The organism is Sphingomonas sp. BK069 (assembly GCF_014193405.1).
GTDB lineage: Bacteria > Pseudomonadota > Alphaproteobacteria > Sphingomonadales > Sphingomonadaceae > Sphingomonas.
Genome location: NZ_JACHZH010000012.1, coordinates 1 through 20131, shown reverse-complemented (window position 1 = coordinate 20131; position 20131 = coordinate 1). Strand labels below are relative to the sequence as shown.

At 71.1% G+C, this 20131-nt stretch carries 15 protein-coding genes; 8 read left to right on the top strand and 7 right to left on the bottom strand.

What is annotated here, in order from left to right:
* Window positions 1-249 precede the first annotated feature (249 nt).
* From FHY02_RS20945 to FHY02_RS20935, 3 genes are all read right to left on the bottom strand, one after another.
* A complete protein-coding gene (locus FHY02_RS20945) occupies window positions 250-1551 on the bottom strand; it encodes an OmpP1/FadL family transporter (protein WP_183925975.1) in 1302 nt (433 codons plus the stop codon).
* Window positions 1552-1782: 231 nt separating this feature from the next.
* Window positions 1783-4110 carry a 3-hydroxyacyl-CoA dehydrogenase/enoyl-CoA hydratase family protein gene (locus tag FHY02_RS20940; protein WP_183925973.1) on the bottom strand — a complete coding sequence of 776 codons (2328 nt, stop codon included), beginning with the start codon at window positions 4108-4110 and terminating at the stop codon, window positions 1783-1785.
* A gap of 1 nt (window position 4111) precedes the next feature.
* A complete protein-coding gene (locus tag FHY02_RS20935) occupies window positions 4112-5248 on the bottom strand; it encodes a thiolase family protein (protein ID WP_183925971.1) in 1137 nt (378 codons plus the stop codon).
* A 181-nt stretch (window positions 5249-5429) separates the two neighbouring features.
* Here FHY02_RS20935 and FHY02_RS20930 point away from each other — a divergent pair, with 181 nt between their 5' ends.
* Window positions 5430-6017 carry an alpha/beta hydrolase gene (locus FHY02_RS20930; RefSeq protein WP_183925969.1) on the top strand — a complete coding sequence of 196 codons (588 nt, stop codon included), beginning with the start codon at window positions 5430-5432 and terminating at the stop codon, window positions 6015-6017.
* 123 nt (window positions 6018-6140) lie between these two features.
* Here FHY02_RS20930 and FHY02_RS20925 read toward each other — a convergent pair whose 3' ends face one another.
* The 4 genes from FHY02_RS20925 to FHY02_RS20910 form a co-directional block, all read right to left on the bottom strand.
* Window positions 6141-7139 carry a sugar kinase gene (locus tag FHY02_RS20925; RefSeq protein ID WP_183925967.1) on the bottom strand — a complete coding sequence of 333 codons (999 nt, stop codon included), beginning with the start codon at window positions 7137-7139 and terminating at the stop codon, window positions 6141-6143.
* Between the two features lie 53 nt (window positions 7140-7192).
* The gene (locus tag FHY02_RS20920) at window positions 7193-7606 is read right to left on the bottom strand and encodes a thioesterase family protein (RefSeq protein ID WP_183925965.1); all 414 of its coding nucleotides are present in this window, start codon (window positions 7604-7606) and stop codon (window positions 7193-7195) included.
* Window positions 7607-7794: 188 nt separating this feature from the next.
* The gene (locus tag FHY02_RS20915; RefSeq protein ID WP_311731901.1) at window positions 7795-9162 is read right to left on the bottom strand and encodes an FAD/NAD(P)-binding protein; all 1368 of its coding nucleotides are present in this window, start codon (window positions 9160-9162) and stop codon (window positions 7795-7797) included.
* Window positions 9159-10247, bottom strand: a complete 1089-nt coding sequence (locus tag FHY02_RS20910) for a Gfo/Idh/MocA family protein (RefSeq protein WP_183925963.1) — start codon at window positions 10245-10247, stop codon at window positions 9159-9161. Before FHY02_RS20910 ends, FHY02_RS20915 begins: the two co-directional genes overlap by 4 nt.
* Window positions 10248-10277: 30 nt before the next feature.
* On the opposite strand from FHY02_RS20910, the gene FHY02_RS20905 reads away from it, so the two are divergent.
* The 7 genes from FHY02_RS20905 to FHY02_RS20875 all read left to right on the top strand — a co-directional run bounded on the left by FHY02_RS20905 (window position 10278) and on the right by FHY02_RS20875 (window position 19919).
* The gene (locus tag FHY02_RS20905) at window positions 10278-11174 is read left to right on the top strand and encodes an aldo/keto reductase family oxidoreductase (protein WP_183925960.1); all 897 of its coding nucleotides are present in this window, start codon (window positions 10278-10280) and stop codon (window positions 11172-11174) included.
* Complete coding sequence (locus tag FHY02_RS20900; protein ID WP_183925958.1) at window positions 11171-12235, top strand: LLM class flavin-dependent oxidoreductase; 1065 nt, start codon at window positions 11171-11173, stop codon at window positions 12233-12235. The genes FHY02_RS20905 and FHY02_RS20900 overlap by 4 nt, the downstream gene beginning before the upstream one ends.
* A 390-nt stretch (window positions 12236-12625) precedes the next feature.
* On the top strand, window positions 12626-13873 hold the full coding sequence (locus FHY02_RS20895; RefSeq protein WP_183925956.1) for an MFS transporter: 1248 nt from the start codon (window positions 12626-12628) through the stop codon (window positions 13871-13873).
* A gap of 112 nt (window positions 13874-13985) precedes the next feature.
* Window positions 13986-15146: a glycoside hydrolase family 43 protein gene (locus FHY02_RS20890; RefSeq protein ID WP_183925952.1), complete on the top strand. Its 1161-nt coding sequence runs from the start codon at window positions 13986-13988 to the stop codon at window positions 15144-15146.
* 143 nt (window positions 15147-15289) lie between these two features.
* Complete coding sequence (gene xylB, locus FHY02_RS20885; RefSeq protein WP_183925949.1) at window positions 15290-16738, top strand: xylulokinase; 1449 nt, start codon at window positions 15290-15292, stop codon at window positions 16736-16738.
* A 36-nt stretch (window positions 16739-16774) separates the two neighbouring features.
* Complete coding sequence (gene xylA / locus FHY02_RS20880; RefSeq protein ID WP_183925947.1) at window positions 16775-18085, top strand: xylose isomerase; 1311 nt, start codon at window positions 16775-16777, stop codon at window positions 18083-18085.
* Between the two features lie 253 nt (window positions 18086-18338).
* Complete coding sequence (locus FHY02_RS20875) at window positions 18339-19919, top strand: aldehyde dehydrogenase (NADP(+)) (RefSeq protein ID WP_183925945.1); 1581 nt, start codon at window positions 18339-18341, stop codon at window positions 19917-19919.
* The last annotated feature ends 212 nt before the right edge of the window (window positions 19920-20131 follow it).

Below are 20131 nucleotides of genomic sequence, written 5' to 3'. Positions count from 1 at the left end.
CTTCGAGACGGCATTTCGACGAGCTCAGTGCCTCTTCAGCACGAACGGTGACGGGCGTTCCAACGCGCGAAGCCTTGGTGGAGCATGCCCATCATGGCCTATCGACTCCGTTCGCGCTGAGGAGAAGCTGAGCCTGTCGAAGCCTCGTCTCGAAGCGCTGTCACCGCGCGCGGAACGCTGCTTCGAGACGGCACTTCGACGAGCTCAGTGCCTCCTCAGCACGAACGGGCAGCGTCTTTTCCCCGAACCTCAGAACCGCACGCGCCCGCCCGCCGAGAACACCAGCGCGCGCGCGTCGGTCAGCGTACCGTTGACCAGCACCGGAGTCTGCGCCGCCGTCCCGGCATAGGCGGCGGTGGTGCGGTCGATCGTGGTGTCGGCGAAGTCGACGTAATTGCCCGCGAGGTCGAGCGAGAAGCTCGGCGTCACGTCGAAGGAGGCGCCCAGCGCGTAGTTCCAGCGGTTGGCGTCGGGTACGCGCGCGTCGCGCTCGCCGTCGCGCGTCGGAGTCAGCGCCCGCTGCACGCCGCCGCGCAGCGTCAGCCGCGGCGAGACCGCATAGTCGATGCCGCCGGCGTAGCTCCACGTGCTGCGGTAGTTCTCGGGCAGCGCGGCGTTGACCGGCGCGCCGAGGCGGATCGCGTCGAACTTCTCCCAGGTGTAGCGGATCGTCTGCGCGTTGAGCGTCAGCGCTGGCGTCACGCGGAAGCGGCCGCCGACGATCACCTGCGCGGGCGTGGAGAAGCTGGCGTCGACGCCGTTGATCTCGCGGTTGTTCGCCGCGAGCGGGCCGAGCAGGCCGCTGACGGTCAGGTCACCCTTCAGGTTGTGCTTGATCGCCGACTTGTAGCTGACGCCGACGGTCGCCCAGTCATTGTGCATCTGGAAACCGGCGCTCCAGCCCACGTCCCAGCCACCCCCGGCGAGCTTCTGGCTGCCGTCGGGCAGCGCCGCGGCCAGGTTGGGCAGCGCGTTGGTGAGGCTCGCCTCGGCATGCTCGACGTTGGCGGCGCCGCCGACGCGCAGCCAGTCGGTCACCGCGACGGCGACCGAGGGCTGGATGTCGAAGGTGCGCAGATAAGTACGGTCGGCGCTGTAGCGCGCCCAGCTGTCGCCGCTGTAGTCGGTGGTAAAGCTGTACGGCGAGGTGACCGCGAGGCCGACGGCGATCCGGTCGGTCAGCGGCACCGCGACCGCGCCCGAGGGCAGCACGCCGTTGTTGATCGGATCCTCGGAGGTGGAGTCACCGCCGACCGGCGCGAAGGTGCCGCCGGGGCGGCGGATCAGCGTGTTGCTGTTGGTCACCTTGCCCTTGGGGAGGATCACCGAGGCGCTGACCGTGGCTTCGGCACGTTCCTGCCCGCCGATCGCCGCCGGGTTCCACCACAGCGAGGCCGCACCGGTATCGGCCGCCTCGCCCGAGAAAGCGCGACCTGCGGCGCGCGCGGCCTGCTCCTGAAGGTAGAAGGCCTGGGCGTGCGCAGCACCGGCGCTCGCCAGCGCGCCCGTGGCGGCAGTGACGATCAGGGCCAGCTTCTTCGACGGGGACATGGGCGAACCTCTCTTGTGACGTTTTCTGTGATCTGCCTGCGGCCAGGTCGGCTGAACGCGCGGTGAAGGAAAATGTAAGGTGGCGTGGACGGTTTAACGTTCTCAGTAACTTACGTCCCCCACTTCCGTGATCCCGGACTTGACCCGGGATCCATCGTGCCACTCACACCACGCTTGTTGCGTCCGCGGCACGATGGATCCCGGCTCGAGGCCGGGTTGGCGGAGAGCGCGCTAGTTGCGCAGCGGCTTGCCGGTCATCAGCATCGCCTCCACCCGCGCGTGCGTGCGCTCGTCGCGCGCGCTCTCCAGGAAGGCGGCGCGTTCCAGCGACAGCAGCTGCTCCTCGCTGACCGCGTCGACCAGATCGGCCTCGCCCCCGGTCAGCACCTCGGCGAGCCGGCCCGCCACCACCACGTCATAGTCGGTGGCGACGCCCTTGCGGTGGAAGTCGGCGACCGCGCCAGCGATGCCGACACGCCCGCTCTCGCCCGGCAGACGATAGACCGGCGGCTCGGGCGGCTGGTAGCCGTCGACCAGCGCCAGCGCGCGCGCCTTGGCGTCGGCGAGCAGCCGGTCGCGGTTCATCGTCACGCCGTCGCTCGCGCGCAGGAAGCCCATCTCCCTGGCCTGCGCCGCGGACTTGGAGACCTGCGCGGTCGAGATCAGCTCGAACGCCTTCATCACCGCGGGCATCGGACCCCTGGGTATCGTCGGCAGCTTGGCGAGCCGGTCGAGCAGCTCGCCGTGCCCGCCCCAGCCCGGCACCAATCCGACGCCGCACTCGACCAGCCCGACATAGCTCTCGGCGTGCGCCTGCACCGCGTCGGAGTGGAGCAGCACCTCGCAGCCGCCGCCCAGCGCCAGCCCCGAGGGCGCGCTCACCACCGGGAAGGGCGCGTACTTGAGTGCCTTGAACGCGCGCTGTCCGGACGCGACCAGCTTCTCCACCTCGCCCCAGGCGCCCGCCTTCACCGCGAACAAAGCAAGCCCGAGATTGGCGCCGGCGGAGAAATTGCTCCCCTCGTTGTAGATCACCAGCGCCTTGAAGCGGCCCGGCACCAGCGCCACCGCCTGTTCGATCAGCGCCGCGACCTCGCCGTCGAGCGCGTTCATCTTGGCGGTGAACTCGAGGCACAGCACGCCGTCGCCGACGTCCCACAGCGCCGCCGAGGCGCTGGTCGCGACCGGCGCCGAGCGACGCTTGACGTCCTCGAGCAGCAGCACGCCCTCGGCGCGCGGCACGTCGTGGTACGCGCCATCGCCGCCGAGGTACTGCCGCACCCCGCCTTCGACGCGGTAGAACGGCCGGTCGCCGGCGGTGTCGAGGATCGCCGGCACGGCGCGGCCCTCGGCGCGCAACCGCTCGGCGAGCCTGCCGGGCCCAAGCCGGTCGATCAGCTCGAACGGGCCGAACTTCCAATTGTAGCCGAGCTTCATCGCGTCATCGATCGCGACCACGTCGTCCGCCGCCTCGCCGACCAGCATCGCGGCGTAGCTCAGCACATTGCCGAGGATCGTCCAGGCATAGTCGCCGACCTTGCCCGGCGCCGTCACCAGCGCGGCCAGATCTTTCTCCGCCGCGGGCGGCAGCGCGGCCGGCTTCTGCTCGGGGCGATAGTCGCCGCTGGCGAGATCAATAGCCAGCTTGGCACGGCTGCCGTCGGGGCGCTTGTCCAGCCGGTAGAAGCCGCCCTTGCCCTTGCGACCGGTGAAACCCTCGGCGATCATGCGATCGACCAGCGGCAGCTCGCGCACCGTCGCGAAGTACGGGTCGCCGGCGGGGAGCGTCGCAGACAGACTCTTCGACAGCAGCGGCATGAGGTCGATCCCGACGAGATCGATCAGCCCGAAGATGCCGGTCTTGGGCACGCCCATCGGGCGCCCGCCGATCTGGTCCGCTTCCTCGACCGTCAGTCCCTGGTCGAGCGCGGCGTTGACCGCGACCGCGAGCCAGTAGGTGCCGATGCGATTGGCGATGAAGCCCGGCGTGTCCTTCGCGCGGACGATGCGCTTGCCCATGAAGCGGTCGACGAAGGCCTCGACCTTCTCCGCCACGGCCGCGTCGGTGTGTGCGCCTCGCACGATCTCGATCAGCCGCATGTAGCGCGGTGGATTGAAGAAGTGGGTGATCAGGAAGTCGCGCCGGAACTGCTCCGAGCGGCCCTCCACCAGATGGCCGAGCGGGATCGTCGAGGTGTTCGACGACACCGCGGTGCCGGGGCGCTTGAGCTGCTCGAGCCTTGCGTAGAGCGCCTGCTTGATGTCGAGCCGCTCGACGATCGCCTCGACGATCCAGTCGCACTCGGCGACGCGGTCGAGATGGTCGTCGATGTTGCCGGTCTCGACCAGCCGCGCCGCGGCGGCCGACATGAACGGCGCGGGCTCGGTCTTGAGCATCTTCGCCACCGCGCCCTTGGCGACCGCGTCACGGTCGGTCGCGTCCTTGGGCACGATGTCGAGTAGCAGCACCGGCACGCCCGCGTTGGCAACCTGCGCGGCGATCCCAGCGCCCATCACGCCCGCGCCGATAACGCAGACCTTCTTCACAGCCTCGCTCATGTCACGCGCGCTCCAGCACCGTGGCAATGCCCTGCCCGCCGCCGATGCATTGCGTCGCCAGCGCGTAGCGGCCGCCCTCGCGCTCGAGCAGCGCCGCCGCCTTGCCGACGATGCGCGCGCCGGTGGCGCCGAGCGGGTGGCCGATCGCGATCGCGCCGCCGTCGAGGTTGATCGTCTCTTCTTTGAGGCCCAGGTCGCGGATGCAGGCGATCGCCTGGCTGGCGAAGGCCTCGTTGATCTCGACGACGTCGAGATCGCCCGCGGCGATCCCGGCGCGCTCCAGCGCCTTCCTCGAGGCGCCGATCGGCCCCAGCCCCATCGTCTCGGGCGCGCAGCCGGCGACACCGACCGACACGATCCGCGCCAGCACCTTGAGCCCGTGCTTCGCCGCGAACTCTTCGGAGGTGACCAGCACCGCGCTGGCGCCGTCGGTGAGCGGCGAGGAAGTGCCCGCGGTGACCGAGCCGTCGGCGCTGAACGCGGGCTTGAGCCCGGCGAGTACCTCGGCGGTGGTCTCAGGGCGGATGATGCCGTCCTGCGTCACCTCGCCCTTCTTCGTGCGGATCGGCACGATCTCCTCGGCGAGCCGTCCCTTGGCGCGCGCCGTGGCCGCCTTCTGCTGGCTGTTCACCGCGAACGCCTCCTGCTCGGCGCGCGTGATCTGATATTGCTGCGCGACGTTCTCAGCGGTCTGGCCCATCCCCATGTACGCGCCCGGGCTCTTGGCGGCGAGCTCGGGGCTGGGCAGCGGGTTGTAGCCGCCCATCGGGATGCGGCTCATCGACTCGAGCCCGGCACAGATGAACGCCTCGCCCGCACCGATCTGGATCTGCCCCATCGCGATATGGATCGCGCTCATCGACGAGCCGCAGAAGCGGTTCACCGTCATGCCGCCGACCGACAGCGGCAGGTCGGCGAGCAGCCCGACGAGGCGCGCGACGTTGAGCCCCTGCTCGCCCTCAGGGAAAGCGCAGCCCAGGATGATGTCCTCGATCGCGGCGGGATCGACCTTCGTCTTCTCCAGCAGCCCGCGGATCACCTGCGCGGCGAGGTCGTCGGGGCGGACCCGCGCCAGCTCGCCCTTGCCCGCGAGCTGGAAGGGCGACCGGGCGTAGCCGGCGATCACGACGTTGCTCATCTCATACCTCTCGAGTCCGAGTTCGTTGGATGCCGCTTACGTCAACGTCAACGCACGCTCAAGCCGCGATCGGCTCGCTTCGCTGCGATGATAGAAGAACTGCTGCGATGCCAAGTGCATCTGGACTCGTCTCCGCGATCGGATAGCCTAGCCTGCGAACGCCGATCCGTGGGAGACGATCATGTTCGCCATCGCCGACTCGGGGCCGTTCGCGGTGCTCGCGATCAACGACTCGGCGCGACCCGTGCCGACCTGGAAGACGATGTTCGGCTGGCCCGCCGATGATCCGCGCGCGCTGCCGCTGTCGGTCCGCTCGCGCGCCGACCGCAAGATCTGGGCGGCCAAGGTCGACCAGGCCGTGTGCGCGACGCAGCGGCCGGTGCTGCTGATCGCCGACGGGCTGGGCTGTGCCGCGAGCGCCTGGTGGGGGCGGCTTTCGCCCGCCGACTATGTTTCGCGGATCGCGGGCGCGCTGCTGTTCGCCCCACGCGGCGAGGAGACCGGCGCCGACGGCGATCCCGGCCTGTTCGCCTCGCCGGGTACGCCGCTGCCCTTCCCCTCGGTGGTGATCCAGCCGCAGCACGACGAGGCGGCGATCCGCTCGACGCTCGACGCCTGGGGCAGCCAGCTCATCGCCGGGCGGCGGGTCCGCAGCGTCGCGGACGAGCGCGGCGCGTGGCAGCAGGCGCAGCGCTTGTTCCTGCGCGTGACCCACCAGGTCGCGGCGCACGAGGTCGCGCGTGCCGAGGCGCTGATCGGACGACGGTAGCGGACGCCCGCCGAGCCGCTGGATCCGTGCTCCTGCGCGAGCAGGAGCACAGAGCCGCGGCGTGGGCGTGACTATCACTGGGCTCCTGCGTGCGCAGGCGCACGGCGCGGTGCGTTCAGGCCCCTACCGCCGCACGTCCAACTCACCGCTGAGGAACGCGTCGAGGTCGCTCTCGCGGAACAGCCCGGCGTCTCCCGGCAGCGAATGTTTGAGCGCCGCGAGCGCCAGCCCGCTCCGCGCCGCCGCCGCGGCGCCCTCGCCCCGCCGCAACGCGTGGAGCACGCCGGCGGCGAAGGCGTCGCCACCGCCGATCCGGTCGACGATCCCGGCGAGCACCACTTCCTCGCTCGCGACCGCCCCCTCGCGCGTGTCGATCCGCGCCGAGAGCCGGTTGAGGTCGACATGCTCGACGTGCCGCGCGGTCGAGGCGATCGTCCGCAGCGTCGGGAAGGCGTCGAAGGCCGCCTCGGCAGCGCGCCGCGGATCACCGGCGAGATCGTCGCGGCCGAGCAACAGCGCGACGTCGCGGTGGTTGCCGAACATCAGGTCGGCGTGGCGGACGATCTCGCCGAGGATCGCGCGTGGATTACCGTCCCAGCGCGCCCATAGCTTGCCGCGCCAATTGCCGTCGAATGAGACCGCCACTCCACGCGACGCCGCCGCTTGCGCCACCGCTACCGCGCTGCGGGCTGGCACCGGACCGAGCGCGGGGGTAATGCCCGAGAGGTGGAGCCGGTCGACGCCGTCGAGCAACCGGTCCCAGTCCCACGACTCGGCCGGCGCCTCGGCGAAAGCGGAGTGAGCGCGGTCGTACACCACCTCGGTCGCGCGCAGCCCCGCGCCGGTGGTGGCGAAATAGAGCCCGATCCGCTCGCCGCCGAGCGCGACATGAGAAACGTCGACCCCGTGTGCGCGCAACGTGCGGAGCGCGGCGCGGCCGAGATCATTATCGGGCACGCGGCTGGCGAAGGCGACGTCATGGCCGAGGCAGGCAAGCTGGGTGACGACATTGGCCTCGGCACCCGCGACCCAGACATCGAGCCGCGGCGACTGGAGCAACAGCTCGCGCCCCGGCGGCGACAGCCGCAGCATCACCTCGCCGAACGCCAGCAGTCTGCCCATCGCTCTCCCCTAACCCGTTGCGCCGCCGTGTGTCGGGGCTCGGGACAGCGACGTCAACCGCGCGCGGTGCCGGGCTCGGCGACGAAGCGCGCGATCACGTCCTTGGCGAGACGCGCCGGGCGCTGCGTCGCGGCGTCGAGACAGCACCACACGCTGCTCACCTCGGCGACGATCTCCTCGCCGCGCTTGAACAGGGTGCTGAAGAAGGTGCGCGCGCCCTGCGCCTTCTCCGCGATGACCTCGGCGACGATGCCGTCCTCAAGAAAGGTCGGGCGGCGGTAGGTGATCTCGTGCTTGAGCGCGACCCAGAGATGCTGCGCCACCGCCTCGGGCGGCGCGACGCGCTCCCAATAATCCATCACCGCGGCCTGAACCCACTTGAGATAGACAGCGTTGTTGACGTGGCCCATGAAGTCGATGTCCTCGTCCGCGACATGGACGGGATATTCGTGCGCGTGCGCGGTCATGAGTCGGTCTTCCAGTGACGAGCGCGGAGCGTACGGGATCGCGCCGCGCCGCACAATCCGCGCCTGACCCGCGCTGCACTGTTATGATGCGGCGGTCCGGGCGCTTCCATGCTCCCGAACGCGGACGTTGCCGGCGTTGACGCCGCGCTTGCGGCTCCAGGCTCCTGCGCCCGCAGGAGCACGGCTCCTCACAGCCCCTCGCCGCCGACCCATTGCGCGTTGGCGAGGCGGCGCGCGAGCGTCCAGTTCTGCTGCCGGATATCGGGCACCGCCACTACCTCCCAGAGCTCGCCGCGCGTCATCGGCCCGATACAGTAGAGCCGGTCGCTGATCCCGCCGTCGGCGGCAACGACGCGCGACTGGCGGTCGACGTCGAGGCCGATCCGCAGCGCGTCGGGCCGGATCATCCCGGCGGCGAGCAGCTGGCGGATCAGCGGCTCGCGCGAGCGCAGCAGATCGCCCTGCGGTCCGGTGCAGTTGACGATCCGCGCCGCGCGCGTCGTCGTCACCGCCTCACCGCCGCGCGCACGCCAGTGCAGCAGCGCGTGCGTGCCGTCCGCCTCGGCCGCCACCAGCTTGCCCGCGGCGAAGCGCAAGCGCCCCGCCTCGACCAACGCGTGGATCCGACCCGCCACCGCGGGGGCGAGCCGGTGGCGGTGCACGTCCCAATAAGGGCGCAAGTGGCGGAGGAAGCGCGCGCGCGTCGTCGCGTCGGCGCTGCCCCACATCATCTGGGTCACCGGGCGCAGTTCGTCGACAGCCGCGCGCCAGCCGATCGCCTCGGTGCGGTCGCGCACCGCGCGCACCAGCGCCGAGAGCGTCGCCGCGGGCCGCTCGCTCAGCCCCGGTCGCGGCGCGCCGTCGGCGTGGCGGCGCGGCACCAGCCCGCGCCGCGACAGCGCGAGGATGCGCCCGCGGAACCCCGCGGATTCGAGCAGCAGCGCGGCATCAATTGCTGTCAGCCCGGTGCCGACCAGCACCACCTCGTCGTCGTCGGACAGCCCCTCGGCGATGTCGCCGGACCAGGGGTCGGCGCGGTAGCAGTCCTCCGGCAGCGTCGCCGGGTCGAGCCCGGGCGGGCTGTGCGGCGGCAGGTTGCCGAGCGCGAGCACCGCGACATCGGCCTCGACGCGCCCGCCCTCGGCCAGCGTCAGCGCGAAGCCGCGCGAGTCGCAGTCGAGCGCGCAGACCTCGCCGGTCACCAGCGTCAGCCGCTCCGGATGCGCCGCGGCGGCCTCCTCGAGCATCGCGCGGAGATAGCGGCCGTAGGTCTTGCGCGGGACGAAGGTGGCGCGGTCGCCCAGCCGCTCGCGCTCGAGCCAGCGGACGAAATGGTCGGGGTCGTCGGGCAGCGCGCTCATGTTGCCGGCGCGGACGTTGAGCAGATGCTCGTCGTGCGCGGCGCTATAGGCGACGCCGCGCGCGACCTGAGCGGGGCGTCGCTCGATCAGCGTCGCGCGAGGGCCATCGTGGCGGACGAGGTTGATCGCGAGCAAGGTCCCCGAGAAGCCGCCGCCGACGATCGCGACATGGTCGCCCGGCTGCACCAGCGTCACAGCCCCAGCTCCCGCATCTCGACCACGCGATGCTCGCGCGCGCTGATTTCGGCGGCGACGCCGATCGCGACCGCGCGCAGCCCGTCTTCCGCGCTCACCTGCACCGGCGCCTCGCCGCGCACCGCGGCGGCGAAGGCGAGATGCTGGTAATAGGTCGCCCCCTCGTGGCTGCCGGCGGCGTGCGCGACCGGGTCGATCGCCACGGTCGTTCGCTCCACGCGCTTGGCGTTGCCGAAGCCAGTGCGCGGCGAGAACACCAGCTCGCCCGGCGGGATCAGCACGTCGAGCCGCGCGGCGTCCCCGGTGGCGCTCATCTCCTCCTGGTGCTCGGCGCCGTCGGCGAACATGCAGAGGTCGAGCAGGGCGCGGACGCCGTTGCTGAAGTCGACCGTGGTGTAGCTGTTGTCGATGATGTCGGGGCGCTCGCAGCCGTAGCGCTCGTCCAGGTGGTTGACGTCCATCGCGCCAGAGCAGTGAACGCGCACGGGCTCGGCGCCGGTGATCACACGCATCAGGTCGAAGAAGTGGCAGCATTTCTCCACCATCGTGCCGCCGGTGTTGCGGGCGAAGCGGTTCCAGTCGCCGACCTTCTTGAGGAAGGGGAAACGGTGCTCGCGGATCGACAGCATGCGCAACGCGCCGACGCGCCCGGCGTGCACCTGCGCGATGAACGCCGCGGCCGGCGGCATGAAGCGATATTCCATGCCGGTCCAGAACGGCGCCGCGCGCGTCGCTGTCCGATCGACGATCCAGCGCGCATCGTCGAGCGTGGTGGCGAGCGGCTTCTCGCACAGGATCGCGGCGTCGGTGGCGAACAGCGGCTCCAGCACGGCACGGTGGGTGTGGTTGGGCGAGGCGATCACGATCGCGTCGACCTGGGCGTCGCGCGCCAGCGCCTCGGCCGAATCGTAGGCGGTCGCGCCCGCTGCGGCCTCGCCGAGCGCGTCGCGCGCCCAGTTGAGCGAGGTCGGCACCGGGTCGGCGAGCGCGACGACGCGCGCGCCGGGCACCAGCGCGATGTTGTGGAGGTGCTCGACCCCCATCATCCCCGTGCCGACCAATCCGTACCTGATCTCGGCTACCATCACGCCCGCCCCTGTGCCATGCCGCCGCGGATGACGACGCTGCGCCTATCGAACCAACCGCGCCCGCTCGGCAAGAGCGGGCTGACCGTCTCACCGCTCGCCTGGGGCATGTGGCGCCTCGCCGGCGAGGACACCGCGCCGGTGCGCGCGCTGATCGATGCCGCGCTCGAGGCCGGGATCTCGCTGTTCGACACCGCCGACATCTACGGCGCCGACGTGCCCGCCGGCTTTGGCTCGGCCGAGCAACTGTTCGGCCGCGCGCTGGCCGAGGATCGTGCGCTGCGCGACCGTATGGTGATCGCGACCAAGGGCGGCATCCGGCCCGGCGTCCCGTACAACTCGAGCGTCGACTATCTTGCCGAGGCGTTCGACGCCTCGCTGCGCCGCCTCGGCGTCGAGGTGGTCGACCTCTACCAGGTCCACCGCCGCGACTTCCTCACCCACCCGCAGGAGGTCGCCGCCGCGCTGACCCGCATGGTGGAGAGCGGCAAGGTGCGCGCGCTGGGCGTCTCCAACCATTCGGTGCACGAGCTGGAGGCGCTCCAGTCCTTCCTCGCGCAGCCGCTGGCGAGCACGCAGCCCGAGTTCTCGCCGCTGCGCGCCGCGCCGCTGTTCGACGGCGTGCTCGACCAGGCGATGCGGCTCGACCTCGCGGTGCTCGCCTGGTCGCCGCTCGGCGGCGGGCGGCTGGCCGACCCGTCGCACCCGGCGGCGCGGCTGCTCGCCGAGCAGGGCGCCGCGTTCGGCGTCGACGCGGCCACCGCGGCGCTGTCCTGGGTGATGGCGCACCCCGCGCGCGTGATCCCGATCATCGGCTCGCAGAACCCGGCGCGCGTGCGCGCCGCCGCGGACGCGTACAAGGTCGAGTGGACGCGCGCGCGCTGGTATGCAGTGCTCGAGACCGGCATGGGGGAGAAACTGCCATGACGCGCCCGCCTTGCGAGGTAAGCTGGTTCTCGGCGTTGTGCGACGACGATTACGAGTTCCTCGGCGTTCCGGACGAGCGGCTGCGCTCGTCGTGGGAGCATTGCCGCGACATCGTGCTCCAGGCCGAGACCGGCGGGTTCGACAATATCCTGCTGCCGTCGGGCTACACGCTCGGGATCGACACCACCGCCTTTGCCGCGGGCATCGCGCCGCTGCTGCGCCGGCTATGGCTGCTGATGGCGGTGCGTGTCGGCGAGAGCTGGCCGCCGCAGCTCGCGCGCCAGATCGCGACGATCGACCGGATGCTGGGCGGCCGGCTGACCGTCAACATCATCTCGAGCGACCTGCCGGGCGAGACGCTGGAGAGCGCGCCGCGCTACCGCCGCACGGTGGAGGCGATGCACATCCTGCGCACGCTGCTCGACGGCAAGTCGCTCGATCACCAGGGTGAGTTCTGGCAGCTCCAACTCGACCCGCCCGGCATCACCACCACGCTGGGGCGCTGTCCGCTGCTTTATTTCGGCGGCCTGTCGGAGGCGGCGCGCGACGCCGCGGCCGAGCAGGCCGACGTCTATCTGATGTGGCCCGACACGATCGAGGGCGTGCGCGGCATCGTCGCCGACCTGCGCGCGCGCGCCGCGGCGAAGGGGCGGACGCTGCGCTTCGGCTATCGCGTCCATGTCGTGGTGCGCGAGAGCGAGGCCGAGGCGCGCGACGCCGCGGACCGGCTGCTGTCGCGGCTCGACGATGCCACCGGCGCCGCGATCCGCGCGCGCTCGCTCGACTCGCAGTCGGCGGGGGTGCGGCGCCAGGCCGAGCTGCGCGAGGGCAGCGACGACGGCTATGCCGAGGCCAACCTGTGGACCGGGATCGGGCGCGCGCGCTCGGGCTGCGGCGCCGCGATCGTCGGCGACCCCGATCAGGTGCTCGCCAAGCTGGAGGCGTATCGCGCCGAGGGGATCGATGCCTTCATTCTCTCGGGCTACCCGCACGCCGCCGAGGCCGACCTGTTCGCGCGCCACGTGCTGCCGCGGCTCGACCACGCACCGCTGGCGCGCTAGGGTGGTGCGGCAGGGTGCGCGGGCACGGGGAGTGGCGGAATGGGCGCCTTGGCCCCGCCCTCCCCTCCCGCTCCGTTATTCGAGGCTCCTCCGTCATCCCGGACTTGTTCCGGGATCCACCGTGTTCCGAGCGCAGCGGTCGTCGAGCCCATGGGCGGGTAGCCCCCGGAACAAGTCCGGGGTGACGGAGGACGTTCGCGGACGAGCCGTATCGCCGAACTGGGACAAGCCGGCTCACCTTGATGCCGCTTACACCCTCGCCCGTCACGCCGGGCTTGACCCGGCATACATGGCGCCGCGTACACAACAGGCGTGGAGCGCGCGGCACCATGGGCCCCGGCTCAGGGCCGGCGTGACGAGGAGGGGGGCGATCGTACCGGCCCGCGCCAGATGACCCGCAGCCTCGCCGACCTCGGCTCCGCCCGTCGCTCCCTCCTCTTCGCGCTCGTGATCACCGCGGGCGTGCTCAACCTCGTCGACCGCCAGATCATCGCGGTGCTCAAGCCGCAGATCGCCGCCGACCTCCACTGGAGCGACGACGATTACGGCACGCTCGCCGCCTGGTTCCAGGCCGGTGCGGCGGGCGGCTTCCTCGTTACCGGCTGGATCGCGGACAAGCTCGGGGTGAAATGGGCCAACCCGGTCGGCGTCGCGGCGTGGAGCGTCGCCGCGCTGCTGCACGGCTGGGCGCGCACCACGATCGAATTCGTGCTGGTCCGCGTCACGCTAGGCGCCACCGAGGCGATGGGCACGCCCACCGCCACCAAGACCGTCGCCGCGGTACTGCCCGCCAACTGGCGCTCGGCCGGCTTCGGCGTCAGCAACGCGGCGAGCAGCCTCGGCGCGATCCTGGCGCCGCTCGCCATCCCGGCCGCGGCGCTGCTGCTCGGCTGGCGCGGCACCTTCGCCGCCGCCGGCGTGATCGGGCTCGGCTGGGCGCTGGCCTGGCTGGTCGCCACGCGTGGCCTGCGGCTGGACTCGCCCGCAATGGTGCCGGGCGCGTCGGCGCCGGTCGACTATGGCCCCATATTGCGCGAGCGGCGAACGTGGGCGGTCGCGGGCGCCAAGCTGCTGTCCGACGCGACCTGGTGGCTGCTGCTGTTCTGGCTGCCCGATTTCTTCCACCGCCGCTTCGGGCTGAGCGGGGTCGAGCTCGGCGTGCCGCTGGCGCTGGCTTATGGCGGCGCCGCGCTCGGCTCGCTGCTCGGCGGCGGGATCGCGACTCGACTGCTCGCACTCGGGCATCGCGCCTGGACGGTGCGGCGGGGGGTGATGCTGGCGGCGGCGCTGTGCGTACTGCCCGTGCCGCTCGCGCTGGCGACCGCTAGCTATCCTGCCGCGGTGGCGCTGATGGCGCTCGCGCTGGCGGGGCATCAGGCCTTCTCCACCAACCTGTTCGCGCTGATCGCCGACATCGTGCCGCAGCAGAAGGTCGGGCGGGTCACCGCCTTCGGTTCGTTCAGCGGCAATGTCGGGGGTGTGGTGATCTCGAAGGTGGCGGGCGTGGTACTCGCGGCGGGGCTCGGCTACCTGCCGCTGCTGCTTTTCGCCGCGGTATCGTACCTGCTCGCGCTGGGCTGGATCGTGCTGCTGCTTGGCACCGCGCTGCGGACCGGGCGTGCATCGTCCCGTGCCTGATCGAACGCCGCACTTTCGCTCGATCAAAGCTGTTGCGCGGACCGCATGGTAGCGCTAACTATCTCACCGACGCGGGCGAAGATCCGCTGCGAACCGAGAGGAGTACGCCCGAATGCGCCCATCCCGATCCACTGTCCGCCGGCTGCTGCTCGCCGCGCTCGCGCCGCTGCCGCTGATCGCCTGCTCGTCGCAGGAGAGCGGCTCCGCCGCCGCGGGCAACAACGCGACCGCCGAGACCGCCGGCTGGGACCAGGAGCGCGCGCCGGACGGTCGGTCGTATCTCTCACAGCCGCTGGTGCGCGACATCTACACCGCGGATCCCTCCGCGCACGTCTGGCCTGACGGTAAGCTGTACGTCTATCCCAGCCACGACATTCCGACCGAGACCAAGGACGACGATCTCGGCAACCAGTACGCCATGCGCGACTATCGCGTGCTGCGGCTCGACGAGCCCGGTGGCAAGGTGACGGTCGGCCCGGTCGCGCTCGACGTGAAGGACGTGCCCTGGGCCTCGCAGCAGATGTGGGCGCCCGACGCGGCCTTCAAGAACGGCACCTACTACCTCTATTTTCCGGCGCGCGACCGCACCAAGGATCGCAACGGCCTGGGCGCGTTCCGCATCGGCGTCGCCACCTCGAACAACCCGATGGGCCCGTTCAAGGCCGAGCCCGAGGCGATCAAGGGCAGCTACTCGATGGACCCGGCGGTGTTCACCGACGCCGACGGCACCTCGTACATGTATTTCGGCGGCATCTGGGGCGGCCAGCTTCAGCGCTGGAAGGACGGCAAATACGATCCCAACGGCAGCGATACCGATCTGAAGCAGGACGACCAGCCCGCGCTCTCGGGCAAAGTCGCCAAGCTCAACGCCGACATGAAGAGCTTCGCCGAGACCCCGCGCGACGCGGTGATCCTCGACGAGAAGGGCAAGCCTGTGCTCGGCGGCGACCATGAGAAGCGCTTCTTCGAAGCGTCGTGGGTCTTCAAACGCGGCGGTCAATATTACTACACCTACTCGACCGGCGACACGCACTTCCTCAACTATGCGATCGGCAAGACGCCCTACGGCCCGTTCACGTACAAGGGCCATATCCTGGAGCCGGTGCAGGGCTGGACCACGCACCACTCGATCGTCGAGTGGAAGGGCAAATGGTGGCTGTTCTATGCCGACACCCAGCTGTCGGGGAAGAACCACCTCCGCAACGTCAAGATGACCGAGCTGAAGTTCAACCCGGACGGCACGATCCCGACGATCGACCCGTTCGTGAAGTGAGGCGCGCGGCAGTACGTCCAAGCTGTTCCCCGGCTAAGGCCGGGGCCCAGTTACGGAACGTGCGGGCTGACTCGCTGCCGCCTTCCCACCTGGATCCCGGCCTTCGCCGGGGCACGACCAACGCATCCGAAGGCTAGAATACCATGTTCCTCGGCATCGACATCGGCACCTCGGGCGTGAAGGCGGTGGTCATCGACCCCGCGGGCGCGATCGTCGCGCAGGGTACCGCCGCGCTCACGGTTCAGCGCCCGCACCCGCTCTGGTCCGAGCAGGACCCCGAGGCGTGGTGGCAGGCGACCGAGGCGGCGGTGCGCGCGCTCCCCGCCGAGGTGCGCCGCTCGGTGCGCGGCATCGGGCTCGCCGGCCAGATGCACGGCGCGACCTTGCTCGGTGCCGACGACCGCGCGCTGCGTCCCGCGATCCTGTGGAACGACGGCCGCTCCTTCGCGGAGTGTGCGGAGCTGGAGGCCAAGGCGCCCGAGCTGCACCAGGTCGCCGCCAACCTCGCCATGCCCGGCTTCACCGCGCCCAAGCTCCTCTGGGTCGCGCACCATGAGCCCGAAGTGTTCGCCGCGATCCGCACCGTGCTGCTGCCAAAGGACCATGTCCGGCTGCGCATGACCGGCGAGAAGGCGAGCGACGTGTCCGACGCCGCTGGCACGCTGTGGCTCGACGTGGCGAAGCGCGACTGGAGCGACGACCTGCTCGCCGCCACCGGGCTCAGCCGCGAGCAGATGCCGCGCGCGGTCGAGGGCAGCGACGTCGCCGGCACGCTGCGCGCCGAGATCGCGGAGCGCTGGGGCATGGACCAGGTGCCGGTCGCGGGCGGCGGCGGCGACAATGCCGCGGGCGCGGCGGGCGTCGGCGTGGTCAAGGACGGCGACGCTCTGCTGTCGCTCGGCACCTCGGGCGTGATCTTCGTCGCCACCGCCGAGCTGCGCGCCAACCCGGCGGCCGCGGTCCATGCCTTCTGCCACTGTCTGCCGAACCTGTGGCACCAGATGGCGGTGCATCTCTCCGCCGCGGTCTGCGTCGACTGGGCGGCGCGGCTGATCGGCGCGGCGGGGGCGGCCGAGCTGTTCGCGCGCGCCGAGTCGGCGGGCGTCGGCAACGGCCCCGAGCTCTTTCTCCCGTATCTCTCCGGCGAGCGCACCCCGCACAACGACGCGCAGGTGCGCGGCGGCTTCCTGCGGCTCGACCATGACACCACGCCCGAGCGGCTCGCCCAGGCGGTGCTGGAGGGCGTCGCCTTCGCGCTGGCCGACGGCGTGCGCGTGCTGCGCGAGTCGGGCACCGCGGTCGAGCGGCTCTCGGTGATCGGCGGCGGCGCGCGCTCGCGCTACTGGGGCGAGACGCTCGCCGCCGCGCTCGAGGTCGAGCTCGCCTATCTCAAGGGCGGCGAGGTCGGCCCGGCGATGGGCGCGGCACGGCTGGCGCAGCTCGCGGTCGACGGCGGTACGCCCGCCGAGGTCTGCGTTGCGCCGCCGGTCAGCCACGTCGTCGCGCCCGATCCCGCGCTGGTCGACCGGCTTGCCCCCAAACGCGCCGCCTTCCGCGACGCCTACCCCCGCATCGCGCCGCACGCGGCCTGATCTTACCCACGAACCACCACGCCAAGGAGCGCCTGCATGGCCACCGACTTCTTCGCCGACATCCCCCAGATCAAGTACGAGGGGCCCGACAGCGACAACGAGCTCGCCTATCGCTTTTACGACAAGGACCGGGTCGTGCTCGGCAAGCGCATGGAGGACCACCTCCGCTTCGCCGCCTGCTTCTGGCACACCTTCTGCTGGCCCGGCTCGGACGTGTTCGGCGGCGGCACGTTCAACCGCCCGTGGCACGCCGGCGCCAACGACAGCGCCGCCGCGGCGCAAAAGCGTGAGGTGGCGTTCGACTTCTTCGGCAAGCTCGACGTGCCCTATTACTGCTTCCACGACGTCGACGTGATGGCGGACGCGCACGGCGTCGCCGAGCATCGCCGCTACTTCGCCGAGGCGGTCGACCATCTCGAGAAGCTGCAGGCCTCGTCGGGCCGCAAGCTGCTGTGGGGCACCGCCAACCTGTTCAGCCACCCGCGCTTCGCCGCCGGCGGCGCGAGCAACCCCGACCCTGAGGTCTTCGCGTTCGGCGCGGTGCAGGTGCGCGACGCGCTGGAGGCGACGCATCGGCTCGGCGGCCAGAACTACGTGCTGTGGGGCGGTCGCGAGGGCTATGAGTCGCTCCACAACACTGATCTCAAGCGCGAGCTCGACAATCTTGGCCGCTTCCTCAGCCTCGTCGTCGAGCACAAGCACAAGATCGGCTTCGACGGCACGATCCTGATCGAGCCGAAGCCGCACGAGCCGACCAAGCATCAGTACGACTTCGACACCGCCACGGTGTACGGCTTCCTCAAGCGCTACGGGCTGGAGAACGAGGTCAAGGTCAACATCGAGGCGAACCACGCCACGCTCGCCGGCCACACCTTCGAGCATGAGATCGCCACCGCCGCCGCGCTCGGCATCTTCGGCTCGATCGACGCCAATCGCGGCGACCCGCAGAACGGCTGGGACACCGACCAATTCCCCAACTCGGTCGAGGAACTGACGCTGGCGATGCTCGAGATCATCCGTGCGGGCGGCTTCACCACGGGCGGGTTCAACTTCGACGCCAAGGTACGCCGCCAGTCGATCGACGCAGCCGACCTGTTCTACGGCCATGTCGGCGGCATCGACACGGTCGCGCGCGGGCTGCTCAACGCGGCGAAGCTGATCGAGGACGGCCGGCTCGACTCGATCAAGCGCGACCGCTACGCCGGCTGGGACGGCGCGTTCGGCCAGCAAGTGTCGTCGCTCGACCTCGCCGGGATCGCGGACCTCGCCGAGCGTGAGAATGTCGACCCGCGCCCGCGCTCTGGCCAGCAGGAGCGGATCGAGAACCTGCTCAATCGCTTCATCTGAGAGAACGGCGGGGCGGCGTGGGTCACGCCGCCTCGCCATGGTGACGGGACGTTCGCCGAAACTTGACTATCCCCGGCGAAAGCCGGGGTCCGGTTGGGAACGCCGTGGTAGCACCCACAAGCGTCCCCCACCTGGGCCCCGGCGTTCGCCGGGGAACAAGGTTGCGGTGAAGGCGGCGAACCTACCCAGGGTTGCGCCCCCTCCTACCGCCGCCTAAATATGTCCGACTAATTCCCCAGAGCCGAGGAAATTCATGATCGACGGAGCGATGCTGATCGGTGCCGAGTTGCGCCAGGCCGAGGCGCGGTTCACCGCGGTAGACCCGGCCAAGGGCGCGCCTCTCACCCCGACCTTCTCCTCCGCCGGTCCCGACGCCGTCGCCGACGCCTGCGAGCTCGCCGCCGCGGCCTTCCCGGCCTATGCCGCGACCGCGCCCGAGGACCGCGCCGCCTTCCTCGAGGCGATCGCCGACGAGATCGTCGCGCTCGGCGACCAGCTGATCGAGCGCGCGCAGCAGGAGAGCGGGCTGCCGCGCGCGCGGCTCGAGGGTGAGCGCGGCCGCACCGTCGGCCAGCTCAAGCTGTTCGCGCAGGTGGTGCGCCAGGGCGACTGGCTCGACGCCACGATCGACCCCGCGCTGCCTGACCGGCAGCCCCTTCCCCGCCCCGACCTGCGTCGCATGAACGTCGCTGTCGGGCCGGTGGCGGTGTTCGGCGCCTCCAACTTCCCGCTCGCCTTCTCGGTCGCGGGTGGCGACACCGCTTCGGCGCTCGCCGCGGGCTGCCCGGTGGTGGTTAAGGGCCATCCGGCGCACCCGGGCACGGGCGAGCTGGTCGCGCGCGCGATCCGCGCCGCGGTCGACAAGGCCGGGCTGCCCGCGGGGGTCTTCTCCTATCTGCCGGGCGAGACCAACCGGCTTGGCGAGGCGCTGGTCGCCAGTCGCCGCATCAAGGCGGTCGGCTTCACCGGCTCGCGCGGGGGCGGGCTCGCGCTGGTGAAGATCGCGGCCAACCGCGCCGAGCCGATCCCGGTCTATGCCGAGATGTCGAGCATCAACCCGGTCGTCATCATGCCGCACGCGCTCGAAGCGCGCGGCGAGGCGCTGGCGCCGGCCTATGTCCAGTCGCTGACGATGGGCGCGGGGCAATTCTGCACCAATCCCGGCCTCGTGCTCGCGATCGCGGGCGAGGCGCTCGACGCCTTCGTCGCCGCGGCGGGCCGCGCGCTGACCGAGAGCGCGCCCGCGACCATGTTGTCGCCCGGCATCCACGCCAGCTTCGAGCAGGGCGTCGAGGCGCTGGCACGTCACAGCGCGGTGACGACGGTGGCGCGCGGCAAGGTCGGCGAGGGCGTCAACCAGGCGGTCGGCGCGCTGTTCCGCGCCGACGCGGCCAGCTTCCTCGCCGATCGCGCGCTCGGGCACGAGGTGTTCGGCTCGTCCTCGATCGTGGTGGCATGCCGCGACATGGACGAGGTGCGTCAGGTCATCGCCAGCCTCGAGGGCCAGCTCACTGCGACGCTCCACCTCGACGCCGAGGACGAGGCGGAGGCCAAGACGCTGATACCGGTGCTCGCCGATCGCGTCGGTCGCATCCTGGTCAACGGCTGGCCGACCGGGGTCGAGGTGAGCCACGCGATGGTCCACGGCGGGCCCTTCCCCGCGACCAGCGACGGCCGTACCACCTCGGTCGGGACCGCGGCGATCTACCGCTTCCTGCGGCCGGTGAGCCTGCAGAACCTGCCCGCGTCGCTGCTACCTGAGGCGTTGTCAGACGCCAACCCCTGGGGCGTGGCGCGACGGCTCGACGGCAAGCGCGAGGCGTCGCCGCGGTAAGCTGTGGGTCGGGGTGGAACACGGGAGGGCGGCCTTACGAGGCCGCCTTTTTCGTTGGTGGGGCATTCACGCGGAGGCGCGGAGGCGCGGAGCGGGCGCACGGTGAGCGCAGTTGTTCCGCGCGCGGTCCCGTGAGCTGGCGCGGCGCCCTCACCTCCTGGCGTCATCCTGAGCTCGTCTCAGGATCCACTGTCCCGCAGGCGCCACGGCCA